This is a genomic window from Sorangium sp. So ce296 (genome assembly GCF_051529605.1).
GTDB classification, from domain to species: Bacteria; Myxococcota_A; Polyangia; order Polyangiales; family Polyangiaceae; genus Sorangium; species Sorangium cellulosum_D.
Map to the genome: position 1 here is coordinate 5,464,089 of NZ_CP150325.1, position 26,723 is coordinate 5,490,811.

At 72.3% G+C, this 26,723-nt stretch carries 19 protein-coding genes; 8 read left to right on the plus strand and 11 right to left on the minus strand.

Features of this window, described 5'->3' with window-relative positions:
- Positions 1-279 precede the first annotated feature (279 nt).
- Both WME98_RS20265 and WME98_RS20270 read left to right on the plus strand, forming a co-directional pair.
- Positions 280-618 (plus strand): hypothetical protein, encoded by a 339-nt coding sequence (locus tag WME98_RS20265; protein ID WP_437952763.1) that lies wholly within the window; start codon positions 280-282, stop codon positions 616-618.
- Positions 619-705: 87 nt separating this feature from the next.
- Complete coding sequence (locus WME98_RS20270) at positions 706-1,731, plus strand: aminoglycoside phosphotransferase family protein (RefSeq protein WP_437952764.1); 1,026 nt, start codon at positions 706-708, stop codon at positions 1,729-1,731.
- A 210-nt stretch (positions 1,732-1,941) separates the two neighbouring features.
- On the opposite strand, the gene WME98_RS20275 is transcribed toward WME98_RS20270, so the two are convergent.
- Complete coding sequence (locus tag WME98_RS20275; protein ID WP_437952765.1) at positions 1,942-3,306, minus strand: hypothetical protein; 1,365 nt, start codon at positions 3,304-3,306, stop codon at positions 1,942-1,944.
- Positions 3,307-3,572: 266 nt separating this feature from the next.
- A complete protein-coding gene (locus WME98_RS20280) occupies positions 3,573-5,057 on the minus strand; it encodes a hypothetical protein (RefSeq protein WP_437952766.1) in 1,485 nt (494 codons plus the stop codon).
- 719 nt (positions 5,058-5,776) lie between these two features.
- Between WME98_RS20280 and WME98_RS20285 the strand changes: the two genes are divergently transcribed.
- Entirely contained in the window at positions 5,777-6,571 is a 795-nt protein-coding gene (locus WME98_RS20285; protein ID WP_437952767.1) for an ABC transporter ATP-binding protein, read from the plus strand.
- A 247-nt stretch (positions 6,572-6,818) separates the two neighbouring features.
- Here WME98_RS20285 and WME98_RS20290 read toward each other — a convergent pair whose 3' ends face one another.
- Together WME98_RS20290 and purN are read right to left on the minus strand one after the other, a co-directional pair.
- On the minus strand, positions 6,819-8,447 hold the full coding sequence (locus WME98_RS20290) for an NAD(P)-binding protein (RefSeq protein ID WP_437952768.1): 1,629 nt from the start codon (positions 8,445-8,447) through the stop codon (positions 6,819-6,821).
- On the minus strand, positions 8,444-9,139 hold the full coding sequence (gene purN, locus WME98_RS20295) for a phosphoribosylglycinamide formyltransferase (protein ID WP_437952769.1): 696 nt from the start codon (positions 9,137-9,139) through the stop codon (positions 8,444-8,446). The genes WME98_RS20290 and purN overlap by 4 nt, the downstream gene beginning before the upstream one ends.
- A gap of 277 nt (positions 9,140-9,416) precedes the next feature.
- Between purN and WME98_RS20300 the strand changes: the two genes are divergently transcribed.
- Both WME98_RS20300 and WME98_RS20305 read left to right on the plus strand, forming a co-directional pair.
- Positions 9,417-9,962 (plus strand): Uma2 family endonuclease, encoded by a 546-nt coding sequence (locus WME98_RS20300; RefSeq protein WP_437952770.1) that lies wholly within the window; start codon positions 9,417-9,419, stop codon positions 9,960-9,962.
- Positions 9,963-10,051: 89 nt separating this feature from the next.
- The gene (locus WME98_RS20305; protein WP_437952771.1) at positions 10,052-13,726 is read left to right on the plus strand and encodes a protein kinase domain-containing protein; all 3,675 of its coding nucleotides are present in this window, start codon (positions 10,052-10,054) and stop codon (positions 13,724-13,726) included.
- A gap of 76 nt (positions 13,727-13,802) precedes the next feature.
- Here the strand turns inward: WME98_RS20305 and purM (WME98_RS20310) are convergent, their stop codons facing one another.
- Positions 13,803-14,849, minus strand: coding sequence for a phosphoribosylformylglycinamidine cyclo-ligase (gene purM / locus WME98_RS20310; protein WP_437952772.1), 1,047 nt, complete (start codon positions 14,847-14,849; stop codon positions 13,803-13,805).
- Positions 14,850-15,056: 207 nt separating this feature from the next.
- Here purM (WME98_RS20310) and WME98_RS20315 point away from each other — a divergent pair, with 207 nt between their 5' ends.
- Both WME98_RS20315 and WME98_RS20320 read left to right on the plus strand, forming a co-directional pair.
- Complete coding sequence (locus tag WME98_RS20315; RefSeq protein ID WP_437952773.1) at positions 15,057-19,028, plus strand: RHS repeat-associated core domain-containing protein; 3,972 nt, start codon at positions 15,057-15,059, stop codon at positions 19,026-19,028.
- A complete protein-coding gene (locus tag WME98_RS20320) occupies positions 19,013-20,644 on the plus strand; it encodes a hypothetical protein (protein WP_437952774.1) in 1,632 nt (543 codons plus the stop codon). The genes WME98_RS20315 and WME98_RS20320 overlap by 16 nt, the downstream gene beginning before the upstream one ends.
- 52 nt (positions 20,645-20,696) lie before the next feature.
- On the opposite strand, the gene purM (WME98_RS20325) is transcribed toward WME98_RS20320, so the two are convergent.
- Positions 20,697-21,743, minus strand: a complete 1,047-nt coding sequence (gene purM, locus WME98_RS20325) for a phosphoribosylformylglycinamidine cyclo-ligase (protein ID WP_437952775.1) — start codon at positions 21,741-21,743, stop codon at positions 20,697-20,699.
- A gap of 411 nt (positions 21,744-22,154) precedes the next feature.
- Here purM (WME98_RS20325) and mutT point away from each other — a divergent pair, with 411 nt between their 5' ends.
- Complete coding sequence (mutT, locus tag WME98_RS20330; RefSeq protein ID WP_437952776.1) at positions 22,155-22,583, plus strand: 8-oxo-dGTP diphosphatase MutT; 429 nt, start codon at positions 22,155-22,157, stop codon at positions 22,581-22,583.
- Between the two features lie 54 nt (positions 22,584-22,637).
- Here mutT and WME98_RS20335 read toward each other — a convergent pair whose 3' ends face one another.
- The 5 genes from WME98_RS20335 to WME98_RS20355 form a co-directional block, all read right to left on the minus strand.
- Positions 22,638-23,120 carry a DoxX family protein gene (locus WME98_RS20335; protein ID WP_437952777.1) on the minus strand — a complete coding sequence of 161 codons (483 nt, stop codon included), beginning with the start codon at positions 23,118-23,120 and terminating at the stop codon, positions 22,638-22,640.
- Between the two features lie 181 nt (positions 23,121-23,301).
- Positions 23,302-24,405: a cytochrome c biogenesis protein/redoxin gene (locus WME98_RS20340; protein ID WP_437952778.1), complete on the minus strand. Its 1,104-nt coding sequence runs from the start codon at positions 24,403-24,405 to the stop codon at positions 23,302-23,304.
- Positions 24,406-24,426: 21 nt separating this feature from the next.
- Positions 24,427-25,170: a zf-HC2 domain-containing protein gene (locus WME98_RS20345; protein WP_437952779.1), complete on the minus strand. Its 744-nt coding sequence runs from the start codon at positions 25,168-25,170 to the stop codon at positions 24,427-24,429.
- Positions 25,110-25,694, minus strand: coding sequence for an RNA polymerase sigma factor (locus WME98_RS20350; RefSeq protein WP_437952780.1), 585 nt, complete (start codon positions 25,692-25,694; stop codon positions 25,110-25,112). Before WME98_RS20350 ends, WME98_RS20345 begins: the two co-directional genes overlap by 61 nt.
- Before the next feature lie 366 nt (positions 25,695-26,060).
- Complete coding sequence (locus WME98_RS20355) at positions 26,061-26,642, minus strand: hypothetical protein (RefSeq protein WP_437952781.1); 582 nt, start codon at positions 26,640-26,642, stop codon at positions 26,061-26,063.
- Positions 26,643-26,723: the final 81 nt, after the last annotated feature.

Here is a 26,723-nt window from a genome sequence, read left to right on the forward strand (position 1 = left end):
GTGTATAGCACAGCCGCCGTCGAGCCCCTGGCCGAACGCGCGCCGCGCCGGGCCGATCTGCCGGCGGTGCGCGCGCGGCGGCCCTGCTGTAGGGCGCCGCGCGGGTCGGCGGCTGCGCCCGAGAGGGTCGATGGCGCGCCGCGAGGGTCGGTGGCGGCGCCGCGAGGGTCGTTGTCGCCATAACGAATGGCTGGAGGCGAGCGTCGTATCGGCCGCTGCGCGGGGCGGAGGCGCGCAGAAACTTGCGGCCGCCCTGCGCCCATGCGACCCACTGCGATCATGAAGCTGGCTGGAACCGCTCGCGCGCTGGCGGCGCTCGCCGTCCTCGTCATGATTGGCTCGTTCGGCTGCGACACGGTGGCCACGCTCGTCGCGCCCGCAGTCCCGGTGGTCATCGAGAAGGCGACCGCGCCCGGGGACCCGGCCGCGCCCCAGGATCCGGCCGCCGCGCCCGAGCCGCCCGAGAGCCGGAAATGCTGCTTCCGGAGCGGCGAGAGCGTCGCGAAGGTGTGCGAGAGCAAGGAGCGCTGCTGCTCGGGCAGGTACGACCGCAGCGAGTGCGAGGATTCTGGCGGCCTCTGGTTCCAGAGCGCCGACGGCTGCGCCGGCGCCTGCTGAGGCGCGCTGGCGGCCACGCCGCCGCGCCGGGAGGCGATCGCGCCAGGAAGGCTGGCGCCCGCACGGGCTGACGGCGTACGAAGGGGCGTGCGCGAGCTCGACCCCGACGCCCTGCACCGGCTCGTCCAGCGGGTCACGGGCCATGTACCGTCGTCGCTTTCGCCCCTGCGCGGCGGCGTGTCGTGCCGGCGCTACCTGCGCGTCGTCACGCCGGCCGGCACGGCGGTCGCGATGTTCGCGCCGAGCGCCGACGGCGATGGCGCCGCGGTCGGCGCGGCTCCCCCGCGGTGGCCGTTCCTGGAGGTGCACGCGCTGCTGCGCGAGCGGGGCGTCCGGGTCCCGGCGCTGCTCGCGGAGGACTGCGAGCACGGCCTGCTCCTCCTGGAGGACCTCGGGGACCGGACGCTCGCGGCCTTCGTCGAGCGCGAGCCCGCGCGTCGCGCCGAGATCTACGCGCTCGCCGTGCGCGATCTGGCGCGGGCGCAGCGGGCGCTCGCGGCGCTCCCGCGCGGCTCGATCGTGGACGCCTGCGCGCTCGACGCGACGCTGCTGCGCTGGGAGCTCGACCATTTCCGCGCGTGGGCGCTCGACGCGCGCGGGCTCCGGCTCGACGACGCCGCGCGGGCCGAGTTCGACGCGCTGGCGGATCGGCTCGCCCGGCGCATCGCCGCGTGGCCGCGCGGCTTCGTCCACCGCGACCTCCAGAGCCGCAACCTCATGGTCGTGGACGCGCCGGGCGGGGGCCTCGAGCTCGCGTGGCTCGACTTCCAGGACGCCCTCCTCGGCCCGCGCGTCTACGACCTGGCGACGCTCCTCAACGACAGCTTCCAGGACCTCGATCGACCGTTCGTCGAGGCCCGGCTCGACGACTATGCGGCCGCCGCCTCGCTCGATCGGGCGGCGCGCGAGGCGCTCGGCCGGGAGTTCGAGCTGGTGACGGTCCAGCGCAAGCTCAAGGACGCCGGCCGCTTCGTCTTCCTCGACCGCATCGGCGCGGATCCGGGCTACCTGCGCTACGTCGAGCCCGCGCTGGCGACGGCGCGCGCCGCGCTCTCGCGGCTCGGCGATGATGCGGACATGCGGGCGCTCTCGAGGATCGTCGCGCGGGCGTGAGGGAGGATTAAACGCAAAGGCGCAAAGGCGCAAAGACGCAAAAAAGATAAGAGAAAAAAGGGAGTTCGTCGAGCGTCTCGATCTGGCGAGCGCTTCAATCTCTTCTTTTCTCATTCTTCTTCTTGCGCCTTTGCGCCTTTGCGCCTTTGCGTTAAATTCTCTCCCTCCCGCGTCGTCCGGCTGGCCCGCGCCCCTCCGGAACCGTCCGGCTCAGAGATCCGACGCCTCGAGGAAGCGCTGGAGGAACGTGACGCCGCTCGTCCCACCGGCCTCCGGCACGCCGCCGAACATCGCGAACTGGTGCCATACCCAGTCGGCGTTCAGATAGGCATCCTTCTCGCCGTCGTCGAGCGAGGAGCACACGTGATCCCAGCGCGGGTTGACCCCGGGGAGATAGCCGCTCTTGTCGGGCGGCAGGCACGAGACGCGGGCCCCGTCCGAGTTGCCCGCGAGCCTCCGCTGGATGGCCGCGTTCGCGTCGAGCTGGTGCCCGCCGGTCATCCGCAGCCGGCGCGAGGCGTCGCCGCTGTACCAGCGGAGGATCGTGGCCTCGCTCTTGGCGATGCCGCGGGCGTCGAAGGCGAACACCTCGCTCACCCGCCGCAGGTTGGCGGCCAGCGCCTGCCACAGCGGCAGCCCGCCCGCGCTGAAGCCCGCGAGCCCGAGCTTCCCGAGCCGCGCCCCGCCCGGCCCGAGCCCGATCCTGCGCGCGCCCCCGAGGAAGCGGAGCGCCGCCTCGGCCAGGCCGGGCAGGCCCGCGCTCGTCGCGGCGCCGAAGCTCGTGCCGCTCGGCCACGGGTGCAGCAGGACCACCGCCCTGCCGCTCGCGGCGAGCGCCTCCTCGAAGCCGCAGCGGAGATACACCCAGCGGGACTGGTCGCGCGGATCGCGCTCGAACACGTCGCGCGCCCAGTACGGGGCGCTCGGATCCGGGTCGGGGCTGAGCAGGTACCGATTCAGACCGAACATCTCGTGGCGCTGGTCGACGCGGGTATACGCGTACCCTTCCGGCCGGTAGAACACGAGGGCCGAGACCCCGGCGTCCGGCGGCGCCTTGCACGCCTCCGGGATGCTCGCGAACCAGATCTTCGGCTCTCCCGCGGTGGCGCCGAGGGCCACGAACTCCGTGCCGGGCCGGTGCTCGCGCTGGTACTCGTCCGAGTACCGCGCATAGGCCATCCAGAACGGGGTGATGTCGACGAAATCGGTCCTGATCTGCGCGAGCGCGAGGCCCGGCGTCGACGTCACGTCGACGAGCGGGTGCGCCTGCCCGAGCGCCGGGTCCGGGGCGGGGCCGAGCGCCGTCCCGCCGCCGGCGACGTCGAAGGCCTGCTCGACCGACAGGACCTCTTCCTGGAGGGCCGGGACGTCCTCGAAGGCGCCGAAGGCCGCGGAGAAGCGCGCCGTGAGCGCGACGCGCGCCGCGCCCGCGGGGACGTCGAACTCGCGCAGCCCCGGGCCCGCGCGGGCGAGCGGCAGCGGCGCGCCGTCGGCCGTCGCCTGCACCTCGGAGAGCGCGTCCGGCAAGAGCGGGCTGCCCGCGTTGCGCCAGGTGACCCGGAGCTTCAGCGGCATGCGGCGCTCCGGTCCGGACAGCGCGCGCGCGGCGCGGCGGCGCGGGTGGCGCGGCTCGGGCCGCGTCCGGCGAGGAGGCAGCGCTGCGGGGCGGGTGGCACGGTGCGCCCAGGATACCAAAAGGCGCGGGGCGCGGGAGAGCGGGAGAAGAGGGGAGTCCGGAGGGCCTCTGCCCCGTGTCGATCAGCCGTTCGGCGGGCCGGCGCGCCGCGCGGCCGTGAGGCGCTCCTCGCCTCCGCGGCCGCGCGGCGCCCTCGATCCGGCCGTCAGCGGTTCGCGCAATAGCCGAAGGTGGTGCTCGAGCCGGCCGAGAGCTTGGCGTTCCACGTTCCAGAGAACACGAAGTTGGTGCTCGTCGCGTCGGCCTTGACGTTCCAGCTGTTGTAGATGGTGCCCTCCCTGGGCACATAGAGCGTCCACGTGACCTCGCGGGTGTCCTTGTTCGTCAGCTTGACGTCCTTGCAGTACCCGCTGGACCACGACGTGGACGTGGTGATGCTGACGTCGACATTGCCGCCCTCCACGCGCACGCCGGTCCCGGTGCCGCCGCCGGAGCCGCCGCTGCCGCCGGAGCCGCCGCTGCCGCCGCTGCCGCCGGAGCCGCCGCTGCCGCCGCTGCCGCCGGAGCCGCCGCTGCCCCCGCCGCTGCTGCTGCTGCTCGTGGTCGTCGAGCTGCTGCTGGAGCTGCTGGAGCTGCTGCTGCTGGAGCTGCTGCCGCCCTTCACCCGAGCGATGAAGCTGTCGTAGGCGCCGACGTCGCCCGTCTGCGACAAGATGAGGATCGCGACCCCCATGTCGACGGCCTTGGCGACGTTGGTCTCGTTGAGCCAGGTGGAGTCGACGTCGATCGGTCCGCCGCCGAACGTGTACGCGTCGACGATGACGAGCGGCAGGCTGAGCTCGCTGGTGATCTGCCGGTAGGTGTAGTTGTCGATCTTGCCTTCCGTGAACGGGAACGGCTTGCCCGTGAGGCCGACGTACTTGACCACGCTGCGGTCCCAGCCCTGGTAGAAGTGGGCGGCGGACTGCGCCCAGGCGGTCTTCTCCTTGCTGAACCACGGGCTGAAGTCGATGACCGCCTTGCACGACGGGCAGCCATCCTTGATGGCGCGGAGGATACCGTTCATGATCTGATCGGACTCATCCTTCGAGAGGGCGTCCGTGCCCTGCGCCTTCTCCGAGAACTGGAAGTAGTCGGGCTCGAGGTGGATCAGCGCCTCGCGCCCCCCGACGGCCCCGGCGATCCCCTGCGCCGCGGTCTTGTAGGCGGACGCGATGGCGGTGGCGTTCGTGCGGACCCACTGCGCGCCATCCGTGCACAGCTTCTCCGAGGGGTTCCCGTCGCAGTCGCGATCGGAACCGAGCGCCTTCTTCGTCATCGACGTGCCGATGTAGCCAAAGAAGTAGGGGGTCTTACCCCTGCTGACGATGTCCGCGGCCTTGGTCCGATGTGTGCTCGTGAACCCGGTGTTGAGGAGCCAGTCGCCGATGACGACCGTGTCCACGTTCCTCGGCCCCGTTGCCGCGGTCCCCGTCCCCGAGGCGGGCGGTGCATACGTCTGGTTCCACTGGGGAGCCACGCCGAAGCGCATCTGCGACGCCGCCGCGGCTGCTGCCACCTCATCGGCGAAAATCTCGTTCTCTTCCGAGACGCTGGAGCCGTCGTCCGCGGCGACGATGCACCCGCCGAGCGCGGCGAGCATGCACGAGACCGCCCCAGCACCGAAAAGCGAACCCTTGATCTTCGTCATTGCGTCAATCTCCAAGTGGCCGAGCGGCTCGGCGCCGCGTCGGATTTTTCTCACTCCCGAGCGCCAGCATCGGCTTGGCGCGGGGCACTCGTTGAAGGTGCCAGGGGGACTGCAACGACCGGGCCATCGATCTCTCGAGATCGGTAAACGCCAATTCATGCGCAGATTTTCGACGGAGCCTGTCCGCGAGAGATGGTGAGTGATCGCGCGAGTGGATCGCCGATCCGGGGCACGGACGATCCACCGCGAAAACCCTGATTCCATTGGGAAAAGCGCGGGAAAAAGCGCGGGAAAGCGCGGGAAAGCGCGGGAAAATTCGCGCAAACACAGGAGAATGCGACCGTGGGAAAGGGCCACATCGGGGGATCACGACTCGGGTCCTCGGCGCGGCTCGCACCCACGAACGTTCGCCGCCTCACCGGGTGAAGCGCCATCTCGCGCGCCGGTAGCGCCGGTAGAAGATTCCACGAAAGAGGCCTTGAGGACGCAGCCTGGTAGTAATATTCAAGCTGACGACCCTCGGTCTCGCCGCATCACATCGCGCATGTCTGACATGCGCCGACATGTAAGACCGACATGTGAGACCGACATGTGAGATCGTGTGCCGCTCGTCAAAGGCGCTTGAATTGCGAGGTGTCGCTGGATAGGATGTTCATCTTTTATCCAGCTAGGCACTCCGGTAGTCTGCGCCGCATGAACGCGAACCGTGGAGTGGAACGATGAGCGCGCCCGCGCTCATCGAGATCGAGGACGCCGAGGTGTACCGCGGCGATACGCGCGTCTTCGAGGGGCTGTCGCTGCGCATCGAGCAGGGGGAGAGCACCGCGATCCTCGGGCCCAACGGGGCGGGGAAGTCGACGCTGCTCCGGCTGCTCTCGAAGGAGATCTATCCGGTCCACCGCGAGGGCTCGGGCGTGCGGATCCTCGGTCGCGAAAGGTGGGAGGTGTTCGCCCTCCGGCGCAGGTTGGGGCTCGTGTCGTACGAGCTGCAGATGTCCTATCCGCGGGAGGTGCGAGGGGCCGACGTGGTGCTCTCCGGCTTCTTCGCGAGCGCCGGGCTGCACGAGCACCAGCCGCCGACCGGCGCGCAGCGCGGGCGCGCCGAGGCGGTGCTCCGCGAACTCGGCGTGGCGCACCTCGGGGGCAAGCCGATCGCGGAGATGTCCGCCGGCGAGCAGCGGCGCTGCCTGCTCGCGCGCGCGCTCGTGCACGACCCGGAGGCGCTCGTGCTCGACGAGCCGACGACCAGCCTCGACCTGAAGGCCGCGTTCGAGCTCGTCGACCTGCTCAGGCGCCTCGTGCGGAGCGGGAAGACGCTGATCCTGGTGACGCACCACGTGCAGGAGATCCCGCCCGAGATCGAGCGGGTCGTCCTGCTGAGAAAAGGCCGCATCTTCGCCGACGGCCCGAAGCGCGAGGTGCTGACCGACGAGAACCTGTCGCGCCTGTTCGACGTACCGCTCTCCGTGGTCGAGCGAGACGGCTTCTACCAGGTCTTCCCCCGCTCCCCGTGACACACGGCGCTCTCGCGACTCACCCGCCGCCGGAAATTACCGATCTCCGATCACATTCATAGAAAGCGGTAGGCCCCCAGAGAGGGTGTTCTCGGGGCGGGGTGGGGGATGGGCCGATGTCTGAGCCTGAACCATGAGTCATCCGGCTTGCCGGATGGCTCATGGTTCAGGCGAGTTCGGCGGGGCCCCCACCCCGCCCCGAGAACACCCTCTCTGGGGGCCGGGCATTTCGTCGAAGCCCCCCGCGCTACCCGATCTCCACCTTGCTCCACATGTCCCTCCGCATCCGCTCCTTGCGCCGGTCGGTGCGGGTCACGAGGCGCGCCGCGCCCCACGCGGCGAGCAGCTGGCCCTCCTGGCCGAGGCCGGGCAGCACGCTCCGGCCGACGAGCAGCGTGCGCTCGATCGGACCGCGGATCGGCTCGCCCGCCAGCCCGAGATAGCCGGGCGGGTCGACCTCGAGCTGGCGCACCATCGGCTCCGCGCCCGGGACCGCGCCCTTCAGGGCGGCGCGCTCGATCAGGCGGCGGCGCTGGCCGTCGTAGAGCCACACGGGCAGCCCGTCGTGCACCGAGTCGACGAGCACGAGGTGACGCTCGAGGAAGGGGAGCTCGGCCGTGAGCGCGTCGAGCACCGCCTGGCGCGCCTCGAGCAGCGACAGCGGGCTCCGGTCGGGCAGCAGGATCTCCGCCACGAGCAGCGTGTCGGTCGACGGCGGCGGGAGGTCGCAGCGCTGGAGGTGGATCACCGGGCGCCCCGGCCCGGACGGCCGCGTGGCGCGCGGCGAGCTCGGCCGCCCGCCGGAGGCGTCGCCCGGCGCGCGCGGCGGCGGCGGGGCGAGCGAGCGGCCGGCGGGCACGGACGGGAAGGGGAGCAGGAGCGACTCGGGGCCGAGCGGCTCGGGCAGGCCCTCGCGGCGCACGATGAGCGACACGACGAAGCGGCCGACCGAGGAGGTGATGCGAGGCCACTCGCGCAGCGCGCGCTTGTGGATGCCCTCGCCGCCCGAGAGGCTCGCGAGCGTCTCGCCGTCCATGTCGGTGATGACGAAGCTGCTGCCGTTCGGGTGGTCGTCGCCGTCGACGACGACCCCCGCGGCGGTGCCGCGGCGGACGTGGACCGAGGCGGCGCGCTCGTCGAGGAGGCAGCGGCCGCCGTGGGCGAGGATGCGCTCGACGAGGAACTCCTCGAGCTCCTCCTCGCCGCGCGGGAGCATCATCAGCCCGCGCGTCCACGCCCCGTGCAGGCGCGCCACCGCGAAGGGGGGCGGGAGCGCCGAGAGATCCGTGGCGAAGAGGACGGACTGCGTGACGATCGAGCGGAACAGGTGGCCGCGCGGGAACTCGACGAGCAGGTCGGCGTCGGGCTCGGCGCGCGCGTACGGGAGCATGGCGGCGTAGCGCGCGGTCTCGCGCCGCTCCCAGAACGTGCCCGGCGGCCAGACGGCGTCGTGCGAGAACGCGTCGTCGGCGGCGCCGTTGACGTGGGCGAGCTCGGCGTAGAGCTCGTCGACGACGCGCCGGAGCTCGGGGAACTCGCGGTCGATCTCGCGGCCGAAGAGGACCATGTCGGGCGGCACGTCGAGGCGCCGGCGCGGGGCGACGACCTGCAGCATGGGCATGGCCGGGACGATGCGGCGCTTCCAGGTCTGCGACTGGGCGAGCTCGACGAGGAAGCGGCGCCACGCGGGCGAGGGCTCGGCGAGCATGGTGAAGGCGCGCCGGCGGAGGACGTGCTGGTCGAGGCGGTAGGTGGGCGGGCGCTCGCCGTGCCCGACGACCATGACGGTGAAGTCGCGCCGCGCGAGGAGCGCCGCGGCGGTGAGCGCGCCGATGGAGCGGCCGAGGACGATGACGTCGTAGTGCTTGTGGATCACGCCCCTTCCCCGACCTGTTCGGGCGCGCGGCCGCCCTGGGCGAGCCCGAGCGCGGTGTCGACGCCGGCGATCGTCGCGCGCGCGCGCCCGCCGGGCGCGGCGGGCGGCGCGACCCGGAGGCGCCCCTCGGCGATCCACGAGAGGGCGCGGACGAGCAGGGCGTGCTCCTCGACGAGGATGCGCGCGGCGAGGGCGTCGCGGTCGTCCCCGTCGAGGACGGGGACGGCGGCCTGCGCGAGGATGGGCCCCGTGTCGGTGCCGGTGTCCACGAGGTGGACGGTGCAGCCGGTGATGCGCACGCCGTGATCGAGCGCCTGCTGCTGGGCGTCCACGCCGGGGAAGGAGGGCAGGAGCGAAGGGTGGATGTTGACGACCCGGTGCGGGAAGGCGTCGAGGAAGGTCGGCGTGAGCAGGCGCATGAAGCCGGCGAGGACGACCCAGGCCGCGCCCGCCTCGCGGAGGGCGGCGACGACGGCGGCGTCGAAGCTGTCGCGATCGGCGAACCCCTGGTGCGGGATGACGCGCGTCGGGATGCCGGCGCGCTCGGCGCGCGCGAGGCCGGCGGCGCCGGGCTGGTTCGAGAGGACGAGCCGCACGCGGGCGTCGAGGCGGCCGGCGGCGATGGCGTCGAGGATCGCCTGGAGGTTCGAGCCGCGGCCGGAGATGAGGACGCCGAGATCGAGGGGGGGCATGGGGGGCAGATACTACGGCGGGGGCGGGCGCGGGAGAGATCCGGGGCGGCAGCGGCCGTCCGGCGCCGGCGCGGGGGCCCGGCCCCGGGGTCATGGCGCGCTGCCTTTCGCGCGAGCGGCGCAAGAGCGCCTCGGCTCGCCACGGAGCGTCGCTTGCGGCCTCGCCGCGGTCGCCTATCCTCAGCCCATGGTCGCCGTCGCTCCGCTGTCCGAGCCCTTGGCACCCCTGTCCGAGTCCTTGGCGCCCCCGTTCGGTGAGGGCGAGCAACGCTTCGTGATGTCCAACGTCTCCTGGGACGAGTACGTCGCGCTGCGCAAGCTGCTCGACGATCACCCGGGGCTGCGGATGACCTACTGCGAAGGGGTGCTCGAGCTCATGAGCCCGTCGGCGGACCACGAGGATGTCAAGAAGCGTATCGCGCGCCTCGTCGAGCTGTGGGCGTTTGCGCGCCGCGTTCGCGTCTACGGCTACGGCTCGACCACGTACCGCCGCAAGAAGAGGCAGCGCGGCCTGGAGCCCGACGAGTGTTACTGCGTCGGCAAGGTGAACACGAAGCGGCCCGACATCGCGATCGAGGTGTTCATCACGAGCGGCGGCATCGACAAGCTCGACGTCTACCGGGGGCTCGGGGTGCCCGAGGTGTGGATCTGGAAGGAGGGACGCATCTCCGTCCACCGGCTGGGGGAGGGTGGGTACGCGCCGATCGAGCGGAGCGGGTTGCTCCCCGAGCTCGATCTGGACGAGCTCGCGGAATGCGCGCGGATCCCCGATCAAGCGGACGCGGTCGACACCTACGGGGCGCGGCTGAACCGCGGGGGATGAGCGGCGAACGCGGCCCCGCCGGGGGTCGGCCCCCGCGGGTCGGCCACCTACCAATGCCGCGCCGCTCGGGTTAGGGTGGCGCCGCCACGATGTCGGAACGCCCGCCCGAGACGACCCTGACCCCCGAAGAGGCCGCGAAGCAGCGGGCGGTGTCCTACCTCGGGCGGGTCATCTCGAAGCGCTACCGCATCGACGAGGTCATCGCGATGGGCGGCATGGGCGCGGTCTACCGCGGCGAGCACGTGCACATGCACAAGCGCGTCGCGATCAAGATCCTGCACCCGGACACCGAGCGGCTCCCCGAGCTGGTGCAGCGCTTCGAGCGCGAGGCGATCGCCGGCGCCCACATCCAGCACCGGAACGTCGCGACCGCGACCGATTTCGGCGAGGCGGAGGACGGCTCGTTCTTCCTGGTCCTGGAGTACGTCCGCGGCACGACGCTCCACGAGATCATCCGGCGGGGGCCGATGCCCGCGGCGCGCGCCGCCCTGATCGCCCGGCAGATCGCGGCCGCCCTCGGGGCGACGCACGCGATGAGCATCGTCCACCGCGACGTGAAGCCGCGCAACGTGATGGTCGTCGAGCCGCAGGGCGACCTCGTGAAGCTCATCGACTTCGGCCTCGCGAAGGTGAGCGTCGATCAGCTGCGCCGCTCCGTCGCGTCGCCGGAGTCGACGCGCATGGAGGGGGAGTCGCGCCCGGTCCGGCTCACGACGGCCGGGGTGATCTTCGGGACGATCGCCTACCTCGCCCCCGAGTCGGCGCTGGGGATGGATTTCGTCGACGAGCGCGCGGATCTCTATGCCCTCGGCCTGATCTTCTACGAGATGCTGGCCGGCAAGCACCCGTTCCTGGCCAAGGATCCGGTCGAGCTCTTCAACCAGCAGCGCAGCGCGCCCGTCCCGGCGATCGCCGAGCACGCGCCCGGCGTCGCGGTCCCGCCGGCCATCGAGGCGGTCGTGCGGCGCCTCCTCGAGAAGCAGCCGCGCGCCCGCTTCGAGAGCGCGGCGGAGCTGATCGCGGCGCTCGACGCGGCGTGCGCGGCGTCGGGGATCGTGATGGACGAGCCCAGGGCGGAGATGGGGTCGAGGGCCGAGATGACGTCGGTGCCCGCGATCGGCGAGGCGGCGCGGGTGCCGAGCAACCGGCCGCCGCCGCTGCCCAGCGCCGCGCCGCCGCGCGAGCCGAGCAACCGGCCGCCGCCGCTGCCCAGCGCCGCGCCGCCGCGCGAGCCGAGCAACCGGCCGCCGCCGCTGCCCAGCGCCGCGCCGCCGCGCGAGCCGGAGGCGGGCTCCGGCGGCTCTTCGGCGATCCTCCTCGGGGATTCGTGCCTGGTTTCGCTGACGGACGTGGCGGACGAGCTGGAGCCGGCCGCGCAGCGGGCAGCCGGCGAGCCGGCGGGCGGCGGCGCGAGCGCGCCGGAGCCGGCGCGCGCGGATGACGACGCGGAGGCGACGGCGCGGGCGGAGGGCGAGGACGAGGACGAGGAGGACGCCGCGAGCTACTCGCGGCCGACGCCGGTGCGCAACACGCCGACCCTCGTCGCCGAGCTGACGCGCGACTCGCGCCCGACCGCGGTGGGCGGCGCGGCGTTCATGGCGCAGGTCGCTTTCTCGCGCGAAGAAGCCGCGCGCGATGCTGCTGCCGAGGTCGAGGCGGCGCCGCTGTCGAGCGACTCGCGCCCGACCGCGGTGGGCGGCGCGGCGTTCATGGCGCAGGTCGCCTTCTCGCGCGAAGAAGCCGCGCGCGACGCTGCTTCCCGCGCGGGCGCGCCCTCGCCGCGATCGGGGGAGCAGCCCGCGTCGCAGGAGCCGGCGCCGCTGGTCTCGACGCCTCCGCCGGAGGAGGCACCGTCTCCGGGGCCAGCGGAGCCGGTACGGTCGCTGGAAGAGCCAGTACCCGAGGAGCGGGAGGGCTCGGCCACCACGCAGCCACCGATGAGGGCGACGTTGCCCGCGCCGTCGGAGCGTGGCCGGTCGGCGCTCCCGCAGGAGAAGCCGTCGCAGCCGGGCACGGCGGAGCTGCCAGCGCACGCGGTGGAGCGGGCGTCGTCGAAGCCGCCGTCGGCGTCCGCAGCAGGGCCGGCGTCATCGAAGCCGCCGTCGGCGTCGGCAGCAGGGCCGGCGTCGTCGAAGCCGCCGTCGGCGTCGGCAGGGGAGCGGGCGTCGTCGAAGCCGCCGTCATCGCCCGCGGCGGGGCCGGCGCCCTCGAAGCCGCCGTCGGCGTCGGCAGGGGAGCGGGCGTCGTCGAAGCCGCCGTCGTCGCCCCCGGTGGAGCGGGCGTCGTCGAAGCCGCCGTCGTCACCCGCGGCGGGGCCGGCGGCATCGAAGCCGCCGTCATCGCCGGCAGCGGAGCCGGCGCCGTCGAAGCCGCCGTCATCGCCCGCGGCGGGGCCGGCGCCGTCGAAGCCGCCGTCATCGCCGGCAGCGGAGCCGGCGCCGTCGAAGCCGCCGTCATCGCCCGCGGCGGAGTCGGCGCCGTCGAAGCCGCCGTCGTCACCCGCGGCGGGGCCGGCGGCATCGAAGCCGCCGTCATCGCCGGCAGCGGAGCCGGCGCCGTCATCGCCGGCAGCGGAGCCGGCGCCCTCGAAGCCGCCCGCTCCCTCCGCAGAGGATCCCGCGTCCGCGAAGACGCCCGTCTCGCCCGCGAAATCGCGGCCGCCGGTGACCGAGCCGCCTCCCGTCACAGCGTCCGCATCGCGGCCGCCGGACGAGCCGCCCCCGGAGGACGACGCGCCCGCGTCGGAGCCGACCTCCGAACGAATGAGCGGCTCGCGGCCCGCCTTCGCTCCCACGCTGCTGCGGGAGCTGGAGGCCGCCGAGGCGGAGCGTGTCGCCCGGGAGCGCGAGGAAGAGGCCAAGCGAAAGCTCGCCGAGGAGGCCGAGCGCGCCGCCAAGGAGCGCGAGGAAAAAGCCAGGCGGAAGCGCGCAGCCCAGGAGGCCCGCGCGTCGCGACGGCGCGACGAAGGCGCCGGCCGCGGCCTGGGCCGGCTCGCCCCGTACCTCGGCGGCGCCCTCGTCGCCGTCGGCGTCATCGCTGCGCTCGCCAGCAGCGGGCGCGCCCCGCCCGAGCCGGAGCCCCAGCTCGGCCAGGCGGCGCCGGCCGCCAGCGCGCTCGCCACGAGCGAGCCCGCCACGGCCGACGCGGCGGCCACCCCGGAGCCCTCCGGGCCCACCGCCGCGGCGCCCGAGGACGCTGCGCAGGCATCGCCCGCGGCGCCCGAGGCGCCCGCCGAGCCACCGCCCGACGAGGCGACCCGGAAGGCGCTCACCGACGCGGCCCGGGCGCGCCGGTGGGTGAAGGCCGCCGAGGCGCTCAACCTGCTCGCGGAGCGCGATCCGACCGCGCTCCGCGAGCGCCCGGTCGCGATCGCGGCGCGCAACCTCGCCATCGCCATCTCGAAGACGGGCGAGGAGCTCGCCGACCAGGTCTTCGACGCGCTCGCGCGCCGGTTCGGGACCGCCGGTCTCGACGTGCTCTACGAGATCGTCGAGACCCGGGGCCGCTCCACCCCGGCCACCCGCGCGGCGAAGCTGCTCCGCGATCCGGAGGTCGCGGCCCGCGGGACGCCGGCCGTCCGGATCTCCTTCGAGCTGCGCGACGCCACCTGCGGCGAGAAGATGCCGTTCCTCGATCGCGCCGTCTCCGAGGGCGACCACCGCACCCTGGTCGTGCTCGAGACGGCGGTGAGGCCCTGTTACACGAAGAACCGCACCATCGATGAGGCGATCAAGAAGCTGAGGGCGCGGCTCGAAGGCGGGTGAGCTCGCGCCGGCGCCCGACTGCCTTCGCCGTCGCGCCGGGCCGCGCGGGGCCCTTGCGTGCGCCGCGCCGGCGCTGTCAGCCGAAGCGGACGCGCTCCTCGAAGGGCACGTCGCCGACGGGGACGATCTCGCCGAGGACCCACGCGCGCTCGCCGCTGGCGGCGAGCGCGTCGATGGCCTTGTCGGCCGCGGACTTGTCGACGACCGCGACCAAGCCGACGCCGAGGTTGAAGGTGCGCCGCATCTCGGCCTCGTCGACGGGCCCGCCGCGCTGGAGCAGGTGGAAGATGGCGGGCCGCTGGTAGGAGCCGAGGTCGAGCCGAGCGCCGAGCCCGTCGGGCAGCACGCGCGGGAGGTTGCCCGGCAGGCCGCCGCCGGTGATGTGCGACAGCCCGCGGACCGCATCGCCGCAGGCGGCGAGGAGCGCGGTGATGGCGCGGGCGTAGATGCGGGTGGGGGTGAGCAGCGCGTCGCCGACGGTGGCGCCGAGCTCGTCGATGCGGTCGCCCATGCGCAGCCCCATCTCCTTCTCGAGGACCCGGCGGGCGAGCGAGTAGCCGTTGGAGTGAAGGCCGCTGGACGCGACGGCGAGCACGGCGTCGCCGGGGGCGATGCGCTTTCCGTCGAGGATGCGGGAGCGCTCGACGACGCCGACGGCGAAGCCGGCGAGGTCGTACTCGCCGTCGGCGTACATGCCGGGCAGCTCGGCGGTCTCGCCGCCGATGAGGGCGCAGCCGGCCTGCTTGCAGCCGTCGGCGATGCCGCGCACGACGGCTTCGCCGACGTCGACGTCGAGCTTGCCGGTGGCGAAGTAGTCGAGGAAGAAGAGAGGCCGTGCGCCGACGGTGAGGACGTCGTTGACGCACATGGCGACGAGGTCGATGCCGACGGTGTGGTGAACGCCGGTGGCGAAGGCGACCTTGAGCTTGGTGCCGACGCCGTCGGTGCCGCTGACGAGCACGGGCTCGGAGAGCCCGCCCGGCAGCGCGCACAGGCCGGCGAAGCCGCCGACGTCGGCGAGCACCTCGGGGGTGCGCGTCGGCTTGGCGAGCCGCTTGATGCGCTCGACGAGCGCGTCCCCTGCATCGATGTCGACCCCCGCTTCCCGGTATGTGACGCTCATGCGAGGCGCCATCCCATACCTCGGCGGCAAAGGGAAGCGGGCTCGCTCCCGGCGGGGGAGCGCGCGGCGCGACAAGTCAACATCAGGCAGTTGGGCAGCGCATGTCGAGGACGCCAGGCCGTTTGACTTCGCGCGCGGTGCTCCGCGACGATGGCCTCCATCATGGCGCGCACGGCCCCCGTCCCCAATCTCCCAGCGATTCCTGGCATGAACCCTGGCACGTTCATCCTGGGTGGCGGAGGGGGCGGAGGAGGTGGTCGCGGTCGTGGAGGGCGGGGCCGCGGCGGTGACCAGGGGGCGGGCGGGAAGGGTGGTGGCAAGGGGCCTAGCGGCGGCGGCAAGAACGCCGGCGCCTGCGGGCCGGGGAGCAGCGGCGGGTGCCCGAATCCAAAGCACGGGCGCGCAGGCGGCACGTCGGCGGGAGATCCGGTCGATCCGGTGACGGGGCGCGTCTATACGGCGAAGACCGTGGACTTGGCGCTCGGCGGGATCATCCTGCCGCTCCGGATCGAGCGGAGCTACTCGTCGGACGCGAGCGACCTGGATCTGGGGCTCGGCTTTGGATGGAGCCATTCGCTGGCGTGGGCCATCGAGGAGCGGCGGAGGACGCTGCGCGTCGTCGAGCCGCACGCCGCGTCGACCGAGGCGGAGATCCCCGAACCCGGGCACCCCATTCCGTTGCCGTGCGGCGTCCTGCGGCGTCATGAGGGGGGCTACACGCTGGAGGCGGACGGCGTGCTTCTTGTGTTCGGCGAGCGACGGGAGAGCACGTGGCTGCTGTCACGCATGGTGGACCGGTACGACAACGAAATCCGGCTCTCGTACGAGCGAGGTCGACTTTCTCATGCGATCGACGCGGTGGGGCGGATGGTGCGCGCGCGGCGGTATTCGGACGGAAGGATCGCCGCGTTCGAAGTGAAGGACGCCTCGGCCGGAGGAGCATGGCGAGCCTTTCGGGTGTACCTTTATGACGGCCGAGGGGATCTGGTGGCGGCGCGCGACGCGGCGGGCCACGAGGAGCGGTACGACTACGATGACCAGCACCGCTTGATCCGGCGCCGCGAGCCCGGGGGGCTCGTGGCGGAGTTCCGCTATGGCGACCACGGTCGCTGTATGGAGACATGGTGCCATCGCGAGGGCAACGACGCGCTCGACCGCGACGTGTCGGACGCGCTGAATGACCGAGAGACGAAGGCGAAGGGGTTCTGCCACGTCAAGATCGACGACTACGACCACTTCGTCGAGGTGATCAACTCGCGCGCGATCCGACGGATCGAGGGGAACCACCTGGACAAGACGGACATGGTCGCGTGGTACGGAGGCGTGCATTCCTACACGTTCGACGCCGCGGGCAACGTGCTCGCGTACCAGGACGCGCTGGGGCACACGTGGCGCTGCGAGCGTGACGCCCTGGGTCGGGTGCTGTCTCGCACCGATCCGATGGGCGCGAGGACCGAGTACGTTTATGACGAACGTGGCTTCGTCGCGGCGGTGCGCGATGCCCTCGGCGGGTTCGCGCTGTACGAGCGCAACGCGCAAGGCGATGTCATCGCCGTGACCGATGAGCTCGGGCTGGTGGTGGCGTTCCGCCATGACGAGCGTGGACTGCTCGTCGAGGCGACCCTGCCGAACGGCGGGGTGACGCGGATGGAGTACGACGACCTCGGCAACCGCGTGGCGGTCGCGGAGCCGGACGGGGCGCGGCGGCAGATCCGTTATGACTTCCTGGGGCGGGTGACGAGCTTCATCGATGAGCGCGGGCAGGAAACATTCTATGGATACGATGCCTGCGGAAGACTCTTGAGCGTCCGGCGGCCAAGCGGCGCGACGGACTGGTACGGCTATGACGTCGATGGCAACTTGTCAGAGATCGCGGACGCGGATGGCCGGGTGACCGAGCTGCGGTGGGGCGGAATCGGGGTGGTGACGGAGGTGGTGAGGCCGGACGGAAGCGTCGTGCGGTACTACTACGATCGCGAGCAGGACCTGGTGCGGGTGATCAACGAAGCGGGCGAGGAGTACCGGTATGCACGGCGCGGGGAGGGGAGCATCGGCGAGGAGCGGACGTTCGACGGGCGGACGATCCATTACCTGCACGATGCGATGGGGCGGATCACGCAGATCCGGGATGGGGTTGGCCGGGTCGAGTTCGCCTACGACCCATGCGGCCGGTTGGTGGAGCGGACTTTCATGGGCGGGCAGAAGGAGGAGATCGGCTATGATCTGCTCGGCCGGGTGGAACGGGTGATGAGAGGGGAGGTGGCGTGCGAGTACACGTATGACGCGCGCGGAAGGTTGGTGCGCGAGACCGTGACGGGGGGCGGGCGGCGGACGGTGGTGGAGACGGCGTACGATGCGCTCGGCAAGGCAGTGCGCATGGGCGGGCCGTTCGGGCGGATGGAGATCGCGCGGGACGTGGTGGGGCGGCCGGTGGAGGTGACGTTTGGAGTCGCCGGCGCGCGTGGGACGATGCAGATGGCGTATGATCCAGCGGGTCATCTGCTCGGCCGAGCGCTGCACGCGGGGGGGCGCATCTCGGAGGGGCTGACGCCGGACGGGCTGCCGGCGCGGGTGCAGGTGACCGGCCCGCGGGCGATGCCTGCGGTGCGGCCGGGCGAGCCGGCGTGGGCGGGGCCGCTGCCTTCCGAGGTGACATGGGCGCAGAGCTACGGGTGGTCAGCGGCCGGGCTGCTCAGCGCGGTGGGCAGCGGCGAGGCGGGCGCGGCTTACGTGGAGTACCCGCGCGACGCGCAAGGGCGGGTGGTGGGGCGGCAGCGGGCGGCGGGGGCGCGGCGGGAGCCGATCGAAGGGTATCGCCATGGGCCCAGCGGGGAGCTCTACGAGAGCGGAGCGCCGCGGGAGTATGCGCCGGGCGGGCAGCTCAAGAGGCGGGGAGGCGTGGAGCTCGCGTATGACGAACGGGGGCGGATGACGAGCAAGAGGATGCCGGACGGGCGGGTCTTTCGCTTTGAATGGGGCGAAGACGATCTTCTCCAGGCGGTGCGGCTGCCGGATGGCGGGGTAGTTCGCTTCGCGTACGACCCGCTCGCGCGGCGGCTGGAAAAGCGGGTAGAGCAAGGGCGCGACCGGGTGCTGGAGAGCGTGACGCGGTATACCTGGAGCGGGGATGTGCTGGTGCACGAGATCCGCGAGCTGTTCGTGGGAGCGGAGCCGATGGTGGAAGAGCGGGCGTATGCGGTGCTCCCGGAGGGCGTGACGCCGCTCGCCGACCGGGTGCGGCGCGGCGATCGCGATGAGGTGCGGTACTACGTCGAGGCGCCGAACGGGATGCCGGCGGCGCTGGTGAGCGGGGACGGGAGGCTCGTCGGCAAGGTCGAGGCGTCGCTGTTCGGCAAGGTCGAGGGAGAGCAGGCGGGGCTGACGCCGGTGCGGTTCCCGGGACAGTACGCCGATGAGGAGACGGGGCTCTACTACAACAGGTATCGGTATTATGACCCGGAGACGGGACAGTACCTGAGCCCGGAGCCCATCCGGCTGGAGGGGAGCCTTCGAGCTTACGCGTATGTCGATGGGTGGCCCCTCGAGTTCTCGGACCACGACGGTCTCTCGAAGATGCATACGGAAGTGACCGGGGCCTACGTAAAAAAGAACGGAAAGCAAGCCAATGTGACAAAGTATGGGCACTCCGGCATGGCGGGGTCCACTGACCTGCACCCCGCAGTGGAGGCTGCGCTGGCGCCGAAGAATGCGCGTCCTGATGGCAACGGCGGAGCGCAGAATGTTTGCTCCGAGCCCAAGGCGCTGAGCGACTATTTGAAGCAATGGGAGCAGGATACAGGAAAGTCGTGCAGGCCAGGCCATGAGAACTGGCAGAATCACCTGGGGGAGGCTCTCGATAGTATTGGTAGCGTGAAGTCGTACATGGGAAGTAACAAGGATCAGCTCGAGCAGGCCTGCCCCAATTGCTCTCAAACGGTCCCGCGCCTTTGGGGGCTCGCGGGCAAACCTCCCCCAGGGGTGGAGAAGGTGCCCGGGGGGTTCACCAGCCGCAGCAATCCGGCTCAGAATACGACAGGGCCGAACTACGACCCGTCATGGACCCCTGACGCGAACAGGGCACAGTCATCGACGAGGGAAGGCCCGTATATGGACAGAGAAGGCAAGGCCGTGGACCCCGGTGCCTGGAATTGGGATGGGAATCGATGGACGAAGCTTTGATGCAACGATGGTCTCCCGCCACGCGCGAGCGGATCGGCCAGGCTCCCGTCTTGCCCGGCGTCGGTCTTCGATCCGATTCGCCGACGCTCGTGGAAGACGAGGAGCTCCTCGAGCTGACAGGGCGCCGTGGGTTCCCGCTCCTCGGAGGGGTAGCCTTCGGCTACCCCGCTGCCCGCGCGCTCGCGCCCAGCACGGTGCCCTCGAAGGGCCGCGGTGAGCGCCGCCTCTTCGCGTGGGATCGTTGGAAGGGCGCGCTCTACCTCGACTCCTTTGGTGGCCTCGGTGTCGGCCTGTGGCGCGAGTACGTGGCGCTGATGGCGTGCGTCGACTGTTTTGACGCTTTCTGGCCTTCGCTCGTCGTGCGCCGTCGTCGGGCCGCGCAGGCGTTCTGGTCACGGCTGAGTGAGCAGTTCTCGCTCTCACCGTCTGGCGAACATGCATCGATCCTTCGCGGGGGCGATATCGTCGTCGCGCAGCCGCGCATCTTCACGCGCACGCTGGCAGCGCTCGGGGACGTGCTTCGGTTCTGCGCCCGCGAAGGTGCCCGGGCGGCGTTCGACGTGGGCGCTGGGGTCGCTGTGCGCGAGCTTCCAGAGCTGTCGGTGCCCACGGCCGCTCCTCTCTACACGGACGAGTCCCCCTTCTCTTCGCGCCGTGTGTGGGTGGCTGATGACCAAGTGATTCAGGGCGATTTCGTGCTGGGACAAGCGGTCGCGCGGCTCGACATCGTGCGCGCAGAAACGACTCAGCACCGCTCCCGCGCGCCGGCGCTCGGCTCGCCTCGGCTCGAACGCTACCTGGAGGACCAAGGGGCCGTCTGCGTCGCTGCGCCGTCGGTCTCCGCGCCGTCGACGCTGGTCGACTCGATTCGCGGACTCGTGGCAGGAGCCTGTGTGGTCATGCGCCGCGAGCACGAGATGCCGGACGGCGCACTGTGGCTGGGGTTGCTTCCGCGCGAGATGCTCCCGGAGCGAGCTCTGGCGCTCCTCGATTTCGAAGGCGGAGCAGAGTCGTTTCCGACGGGCCTTCGCCTTGTACACTGGCCGCTCTGGTCTTGGAAGGACATGGAGCTCGTCGCCGTGGGAGCATGGCACGACTGGAAGCTCATCCTGTGGTCCGGCGAACGCGGACTGTGGGTATACGCAAACATGCCTGAGCAGATGGACTTTGTGGCAGGCGAGCTCCGGACATGGCTCGAGATCCTGGCCGTGGAGGATGGTCTGGCGGAGGCCGAGCGGCTCCGCGTCGAGCTGGCTTTTCCGCTGGGGGCGCACCTGCAGCGGGGGCTCATCGCGGAGCGGCTCGGGCTCCGACCTGTCCCTGAGTGCACGGACCGCCTCGTGTCCAGCTATGAGGGTGAGGACCTCTGGGTCCGCGAGCTGATAGCCCCACTTGGAAGCTCGTTCTGTGTGGTTCGCTGCGACACCAGCGAGCAGGCGCTCCTGCTGATCGAGAATGTACGAGAGGTGATGCGGCTGGAGGCAGTGGCCATCAGCGCCTGGAGCGAGAGCCGGACGCAGCTCTCGCAGACGCTCGCCCGCGAAGGCATACGGACGATCTCGTCAAATCGACAATGGTGGTCCGATTTCAACGATTCCGATGTGCTGGACTCGTAATATCCAGCGGATCGACGGGCTCGCACCCTACTCGTCGCCTCACCCGGCGCCGTCAGCCGAAGCGGACGCGCTCCTCGAAGGGCACGTCGCCGACGGGGACGATCTCGCCGAGGACCCACGCGCGCTCGCCGCTGGCGGCGAGCGCGTCGATGGCCTTGTCGGCCGCGGACTTGTCGACGACCGCGACCAGGCCGACGCCGAGGTTGAAGGTGCGCCGCATCTCGGCCTCGTCGACGGGCCCGCCGCGCTGGAGCAGGTGGAAGATGGCGGGCCGCTGGTAGGAGCCGAGGTCGAGCCGAGCGCCGAGCCCGTCGGGCAGCACGCGCGGGAGGTTGCCCGGCAGGCCGCCGCCGGTGATGTGCGACAGCCCGCGGACCGCATCGCCGCAGGCGGCGAGGAGCGCGGTGATGGCGCGGGCGTAGATGCGGGTGGGGGTGAGCAGCGCCTCGCCGACGGTGGCGCCGAGCTCGTCGACGCGGTCGCTCATGCGCAGCCCCATCTCCTTCTCGAGGACCCGGCGGGCGAGCGAGTAGCCGTTGGAGTGCAGGCCGCTGGACGCGACGGCGAGCACGGCGTCGCCGGGGGCGATGCGCTTTCCGTCGAGGATGCGGGAGCGCTCGACGACGCCGACGGCGAAGCCGGCGAGGTCGTACTCGCCGTCGGCGTACATGCCGGGCAGCTCGGCGGTCTCGCCGCCGATGAGGGCGCAGCCTGCCTGCCTGCAGCCGTCGGCGATGCCGCGGACGACGGCCTCGCCGACGTCGACGTCGAGCTTGCCGGTGGCGAAGTAGTCGAGGAAGAAGAGAGGCCGTGCGCCGACGGTGAGGACGTCGTTGACGCACATGGCGACGAGGTCGATGCCGACGGTGTGGTGAACGCCGGTGGCGAAGGCGACCTTGAGCTTGGTGCCGACGCCGTCGGTGCCGCTGACGAGCACGGGTTCGGACAGCCCGCCCGGCAGCGCGCACAGGCCGGCGAAGCCGCCGACGTCGGCGAGCACCTCGGGGGTGCGCGTCGGCTTGGCGAGCCGCTTGATGCGCTCGACGAGCGCGTCCCCTGCATCGATGTCGACCCCCGCTTCCCGGTATGTGACGCTCATGCGAGGCGCCATCCCATACCTCGGCGGCAAAGGGAAGCGGGCTCGCTCCCGGTGAGGCCGCCGCCTCGCTCCCCGAGAGGGCACCGCGCCTGCTCCCGGCCAGTCCGCCGCGCCGCTCGCCACGGCCGGCGAGCGCGGCGGCCTGCGGCTGAGGCACACCCCGCTGCGCCGCCGCCGCAGGGCGGCGCAGCGCCGCACAGTCCCCCGAGCGCGGCCGCTCCTCGCGTCGAGGGCTGTCGCCCGGTTGCCCACACCGCGGCGCGCATTCTCCTTGCGTGCTATTCCGCTTTCGGGTGCGACTTTCTCGCTGGATCCGACCATCTCCGGCCGATGTCGATTCTTCGCTGCGGTGCTGTCGTGAGCGGCTCTCCGGCCTTGTCTTCTGCGCCGCGGTCGACATCCTAGGCGCCCATGTCCGCCGCGCCCGATCCGCCGCCTGCCCTCGTCCTCGTCGCCGCCGCCGTGGTCATCGAGCGCGGCCGCGTGCTGCTCACGCAGCGCAAGGTGGGCGCCCACCTCGCGGGCGCGTGGGAGTTTCCGGGCGGCAAGGTCGAGGCCGGCGAGGATCCGCGGGACGCCCTCGTCCGCGAGTTGCGCGAGGAGATCGGCGTGGAGGCCCGCGTCGGCGACATCGTGGAGGTGACCTATCACCGCTATCCGGCGAAGCCGGTGCTGCTGCTCTTCTACGAGGCTTCCTTCGCCGAAGGGTCTCCCGCGCCGGCCGCGCTCGACGTCGCCGCCGTGCGCTGGGCCGAGGCGGCCGAGCTCCGGGACGAGCTCTTCCCGCCGGCCGACGTCGCGGTGCTCGCCAAGGTGCGCGCGCGCCTCGCGGGAGCCTAGCCCCGCGTCGCCCGAGCGCGGATCGGCGCGAGCCGCCGCGCTCGTCGCTTCACGTCAGGCGCGCGCTCGCAGCCGTCGTCGGTGGCTCATCAGCGCGTCGACGGAGAACGCGCCTGCGCCGCCGAGCGCGAGGGCGACCAGCCCCGCGATGTACAGCAGGTTGAGCTCGTACCCGGGCGGGCCGAACACAGGCCCATCCGCCGTCAATCCGATGGTGTTGACGGCGCTGAACCCATGCTTGAGGTGAACGGAGAACATCGCCGTCAGCATCGTGGCGATGAGGGGAACGGCGACGATCGCGGTGAACGCGCCCGCGAGGACGGCGACGCCGCCAAGGAGCTCCACGAACGGCACCGCCCAGGACATGAGCTTCGAGAAGGGGACGCCGAGCTGGGTGAGCAACGCCTCGAATCTGGCGGGCCCTCGGCTGAGCTTCACCCAGCCATGCACGATGAACCCATAGCCCATGACCAGGCGCAGGAGCAGGGGGGCCCATTGGCCGGCTCGCGCTTCGGGGATCGATGGTCTGTTAGCCATACTAACGATGTCTCCTGCCCGAGCGGGTACACGACGCCCCGCGAAGCTCGGGTAGCTGGCGGGGCGGATGAGGGAGCGAGCCCCGCGGTTGGCTTGCGGGGCGATGAGGGAGCGAGCCCCGCGGTTGGCTTGCGGGGCGATGAGGGAGCGAGCCCCACCGTGGGGGCTCGCCGTGGGGAGCTCACATGGCAGGGGGGCAAGCCTCGCCGCGTACGTCGCCGAGCAGGCTCGCGAGCCGCTGACGGGGGAGCTCGCCGACGGCGCGCTCCACCTCCTGACCGGCGGCGTCGACGGTGAGGAACGTCGGCACGAAGCGCACGCCGTAGTGGGCCGCGAGGGCCTGCCCGCGAGGATCGTCGACCCGGACGCGCAGGACCGTGCCGGCCTCCTTGGCGCACCGCGCTTCGAGCTCCTTCACGAGCGGCGCCATGCGCTCGCACACCGCGCAGTGCGCGCTCTCGAACTCGATCAGCCGAGGCATCCCCTCGGGAAGGGCGGCGTCGCCGGGCTCGACGGCGCCCTCCGGGGCCGCGCACGCCGACGCGGGGCCGCTGTCGCAGGGCGCGCCTGCGGCCACGGCCGCCGCGGGCGCCGGAGAGAGGGCGTCCAGACGACCGGTCGCGAACGCGATCCCGAGGACCACGAGCAGCGCCCCCGTCACGCGCTGGAGGGCCGGCGTGGCGGGCATCAGGCGGCGCGCGAGCGCGACGGCCGCGGGTCCGACGAAGGCCGCGACGACGAGCGGCGCGGCGAGCCCCGCGGCGTAGGCGCCGAGCTGGACCGCGCCGGCGAGCGGGCTGGCCCCCGCGCTCGCCGCGTAGGTCAGCGCGGCGCCGAGCACCGGGCCGACGCACGGCGTCCACCCTGCCGCGAAGGCGATCCCGAAGAGCATGCCCCCCCAGAAGCCGCCCGCGGCCGGCAGGCGGGCGAGGAGCGGGCGCGCCTCGCGCTCCAGCCACGGGAGGCGCAGCACGCCGAGGAGCTTCGCGCCGAAGAGCGCCAGGATCGCGCCGGATACGAGGGCGAGCGCGCGCCGGTGGGGCGCGAGGGCCGCGGCGATCGCCGACGCGCCGGCGCCGAGCGCGACGAGCACGAGCGCGAGGCCGATCGCGAAGCCGACGCCGGCGAGGCGCACGCTGCGGCTCGCCGCCGCGCGGTCGGGACCGCCGAGCGCCCCGGCGCCGCCGAGGGCCGACAGGTAGACCGGGAGCATCGGGAGCACGCAGGGCGACGCGAACGTCAGCAGCCCCGCGCCGAAGAGCGTCAGCAATGAACCGAGCGTCATGGGTCCTCGTGGTGCACTGGATCAGGGCCTGCCAAGCGCCGGCGCGAGCGCCGCCACGTCCACTTCAGCGACGGCGAGCACCGGCTGCTCCACGCTCCTCGCGCAGATCGCGTTGCCGAGCGGCCCCCGGGTGCACCCCACGCCGCGCCCCGCGAGCGCGCGCGCCGCGGTCGCGGCGTCGGACCCGGGGGGCGGCACGAACACCGTGAGCGGCTTGTCCCCGCTCTCGTACATGAGCGCCGCCGTGCGCGTCTCTCCGATCTGGCAGAGGCGCGCCCCGAGCAGCCGGGCGCCGGACACGGCCGGGACGGTCACCGCGTAGCCGAGCTTCCCCTCGAGCCACCCGGCGACGGCGCCCGGATCGGAGGACTCGAAGTCGCACGGGCGCTCGCGCGCGAAGCCGCGCACGTGGTGGCTCACGAGCTCGTCGGCCATCGCCGCGCCCACGCCTCGGCTCGGGCTGCCGACGAGCAGCGCGGCGGCCGCCGCGGCCGCGGCGAGGGCGCCCGTGATCGCGAAGGGGCGGCGGCGCGGCGCGCGCGAGCTCCTCGCGGCGGCCTCCGCCCGATCGCGCAGGCGCTTCGGGACCTCCCCGTCCGCCTTCGCGACGAGCGCGCGCCGCACGCCGCCGAGGACCTCCGCGGCGCGCCGGCAGGGCCCGCAGCCGGCGACGTGCGCCTCGATGCGCGCGGCGTCCTCGGGCGTCACCTCGTCGTCGTGCCACGCCGAAATGTTCTCGAACCACTCGCGGTTGCACCCTGCCATGACGTCTCCTCGTGCCGTTCGGAGAGGCCCTCGACGAGCGCGAGCCGCGCCCTCGAGAGCCGTGATCGCACCGTGCCCACGGGGCACCCCTGGAGATCCGCGATCTCCTCGTAGGAAAGGTCCTCGACCTCCCGCAGGAGCAGCGCCTCGCGCCACTCCGGCGGCACGCGCGCGAGCGCGCGCTCGACCTCGTCCGCGAAGCCGCGTCCGAGGAGCTCCGCCTCCAGATCGCCCTGCGGCTCCGGCACCGACTCGGCGCCGCGGCCGCCCTCGATGACCTCGAGGCGCTGCCGGGCGCCGCGCGTCGCGTTGAGCAGCACCGATCGCTCGATGCGGAGCAGCCACGCCCGCATGCGGCCCTCGTCGCGCAGGTCCGCGTGCCGCTCGATCGCGCGCACCACCGTCGCCTGCGCCAGATCCTCGGCGTCCTGCTCCGAGCGCGTCAGGCGGCGCGCCGCGCGCAGGAGGCACGGGAGCTCGGCGAGGAGCCGATCGAGGAACGTGGCGTGGGGAAACGTGGGCATGGGCTGGAGGGGGAGCGGGAGGGCTTTCGCCGGCCTCGTTTCCCTGACACTCCCAGGACACGGCGGGGGGCGAGAAAAGTTCCCGACCCCGCCGGAGCTCGACGGTGATCTAGCCCACGTGGCGACCCGACCCGCGCTGAAGGTCCATGGGCCGGGCAGCCCGGCGAGATCTCCCGCGCGACGACAACCCCCACGCCGAGGCCCTTTTCCGGGCGCTCGAGCACCGGTCCGGGGACCCGCGCCCACCGCGGACGCCTTTGCGCTGAACCGGCCAGGCTCGCAGCTGGACGTCCATCGGTCCCGTGACCCTCAACCCCAAACTCACGAGGCAAAAACGCGCATGAGCGCCGTGACCGAAATCAACGGTCAACCATGTTGACGCCTGCTGGCTGCGGGCGCGGGGACCGCCGCCGCCTTGGGCGCCGTCGAGCGCTTGTAGCGGCGGATCGCCGATTCCCCGATCACCTGGGTGACGGCCGTCGCAGCGAGCGCCCCCGTCGCCACGACGAAGACCGGGTTCATCGTCGTCGCGAGGACGGCCACTGGAGCGGCGGCGCCGCCAGCGCACGCCGCCACCACGGCCGCGAGCTCCTTCACGCGATCAGATTCGTCGATGTCCTTCCCGAAGAGCAGCGCGATCTCGAGGACAAGGTACAGGTGCATCCTGGTAAGGATGGATGTGCCTGCGACGAATCCCAGGCCTTCGTACATGATGCCGAACCCAGGGATGATGGCGGGCGTATGGACGATGCCACCGGCGGCGAACGCGATCGCCGCGGTCGATCTGATCAGATGGCGTGCCTGCTGCTCGGGCGACTCGTCCGAATACATGCGCCGCACGCGATCCGCGACCGAGTGGATGCGGGACTTCCGGAGTCTCAGGACAAAGTAGAAAAAATCATCGGTGAACAGGCTCTGCTGACCCGCGTGCCGCTGCGCGATTGCCATGTGTTGCTCCTCTACTGGCCTCTACGCGAAAGCCTCAAACGGATGTTTTCTCACCAGGAGATCGTCGGCGGAGCGCCGTCT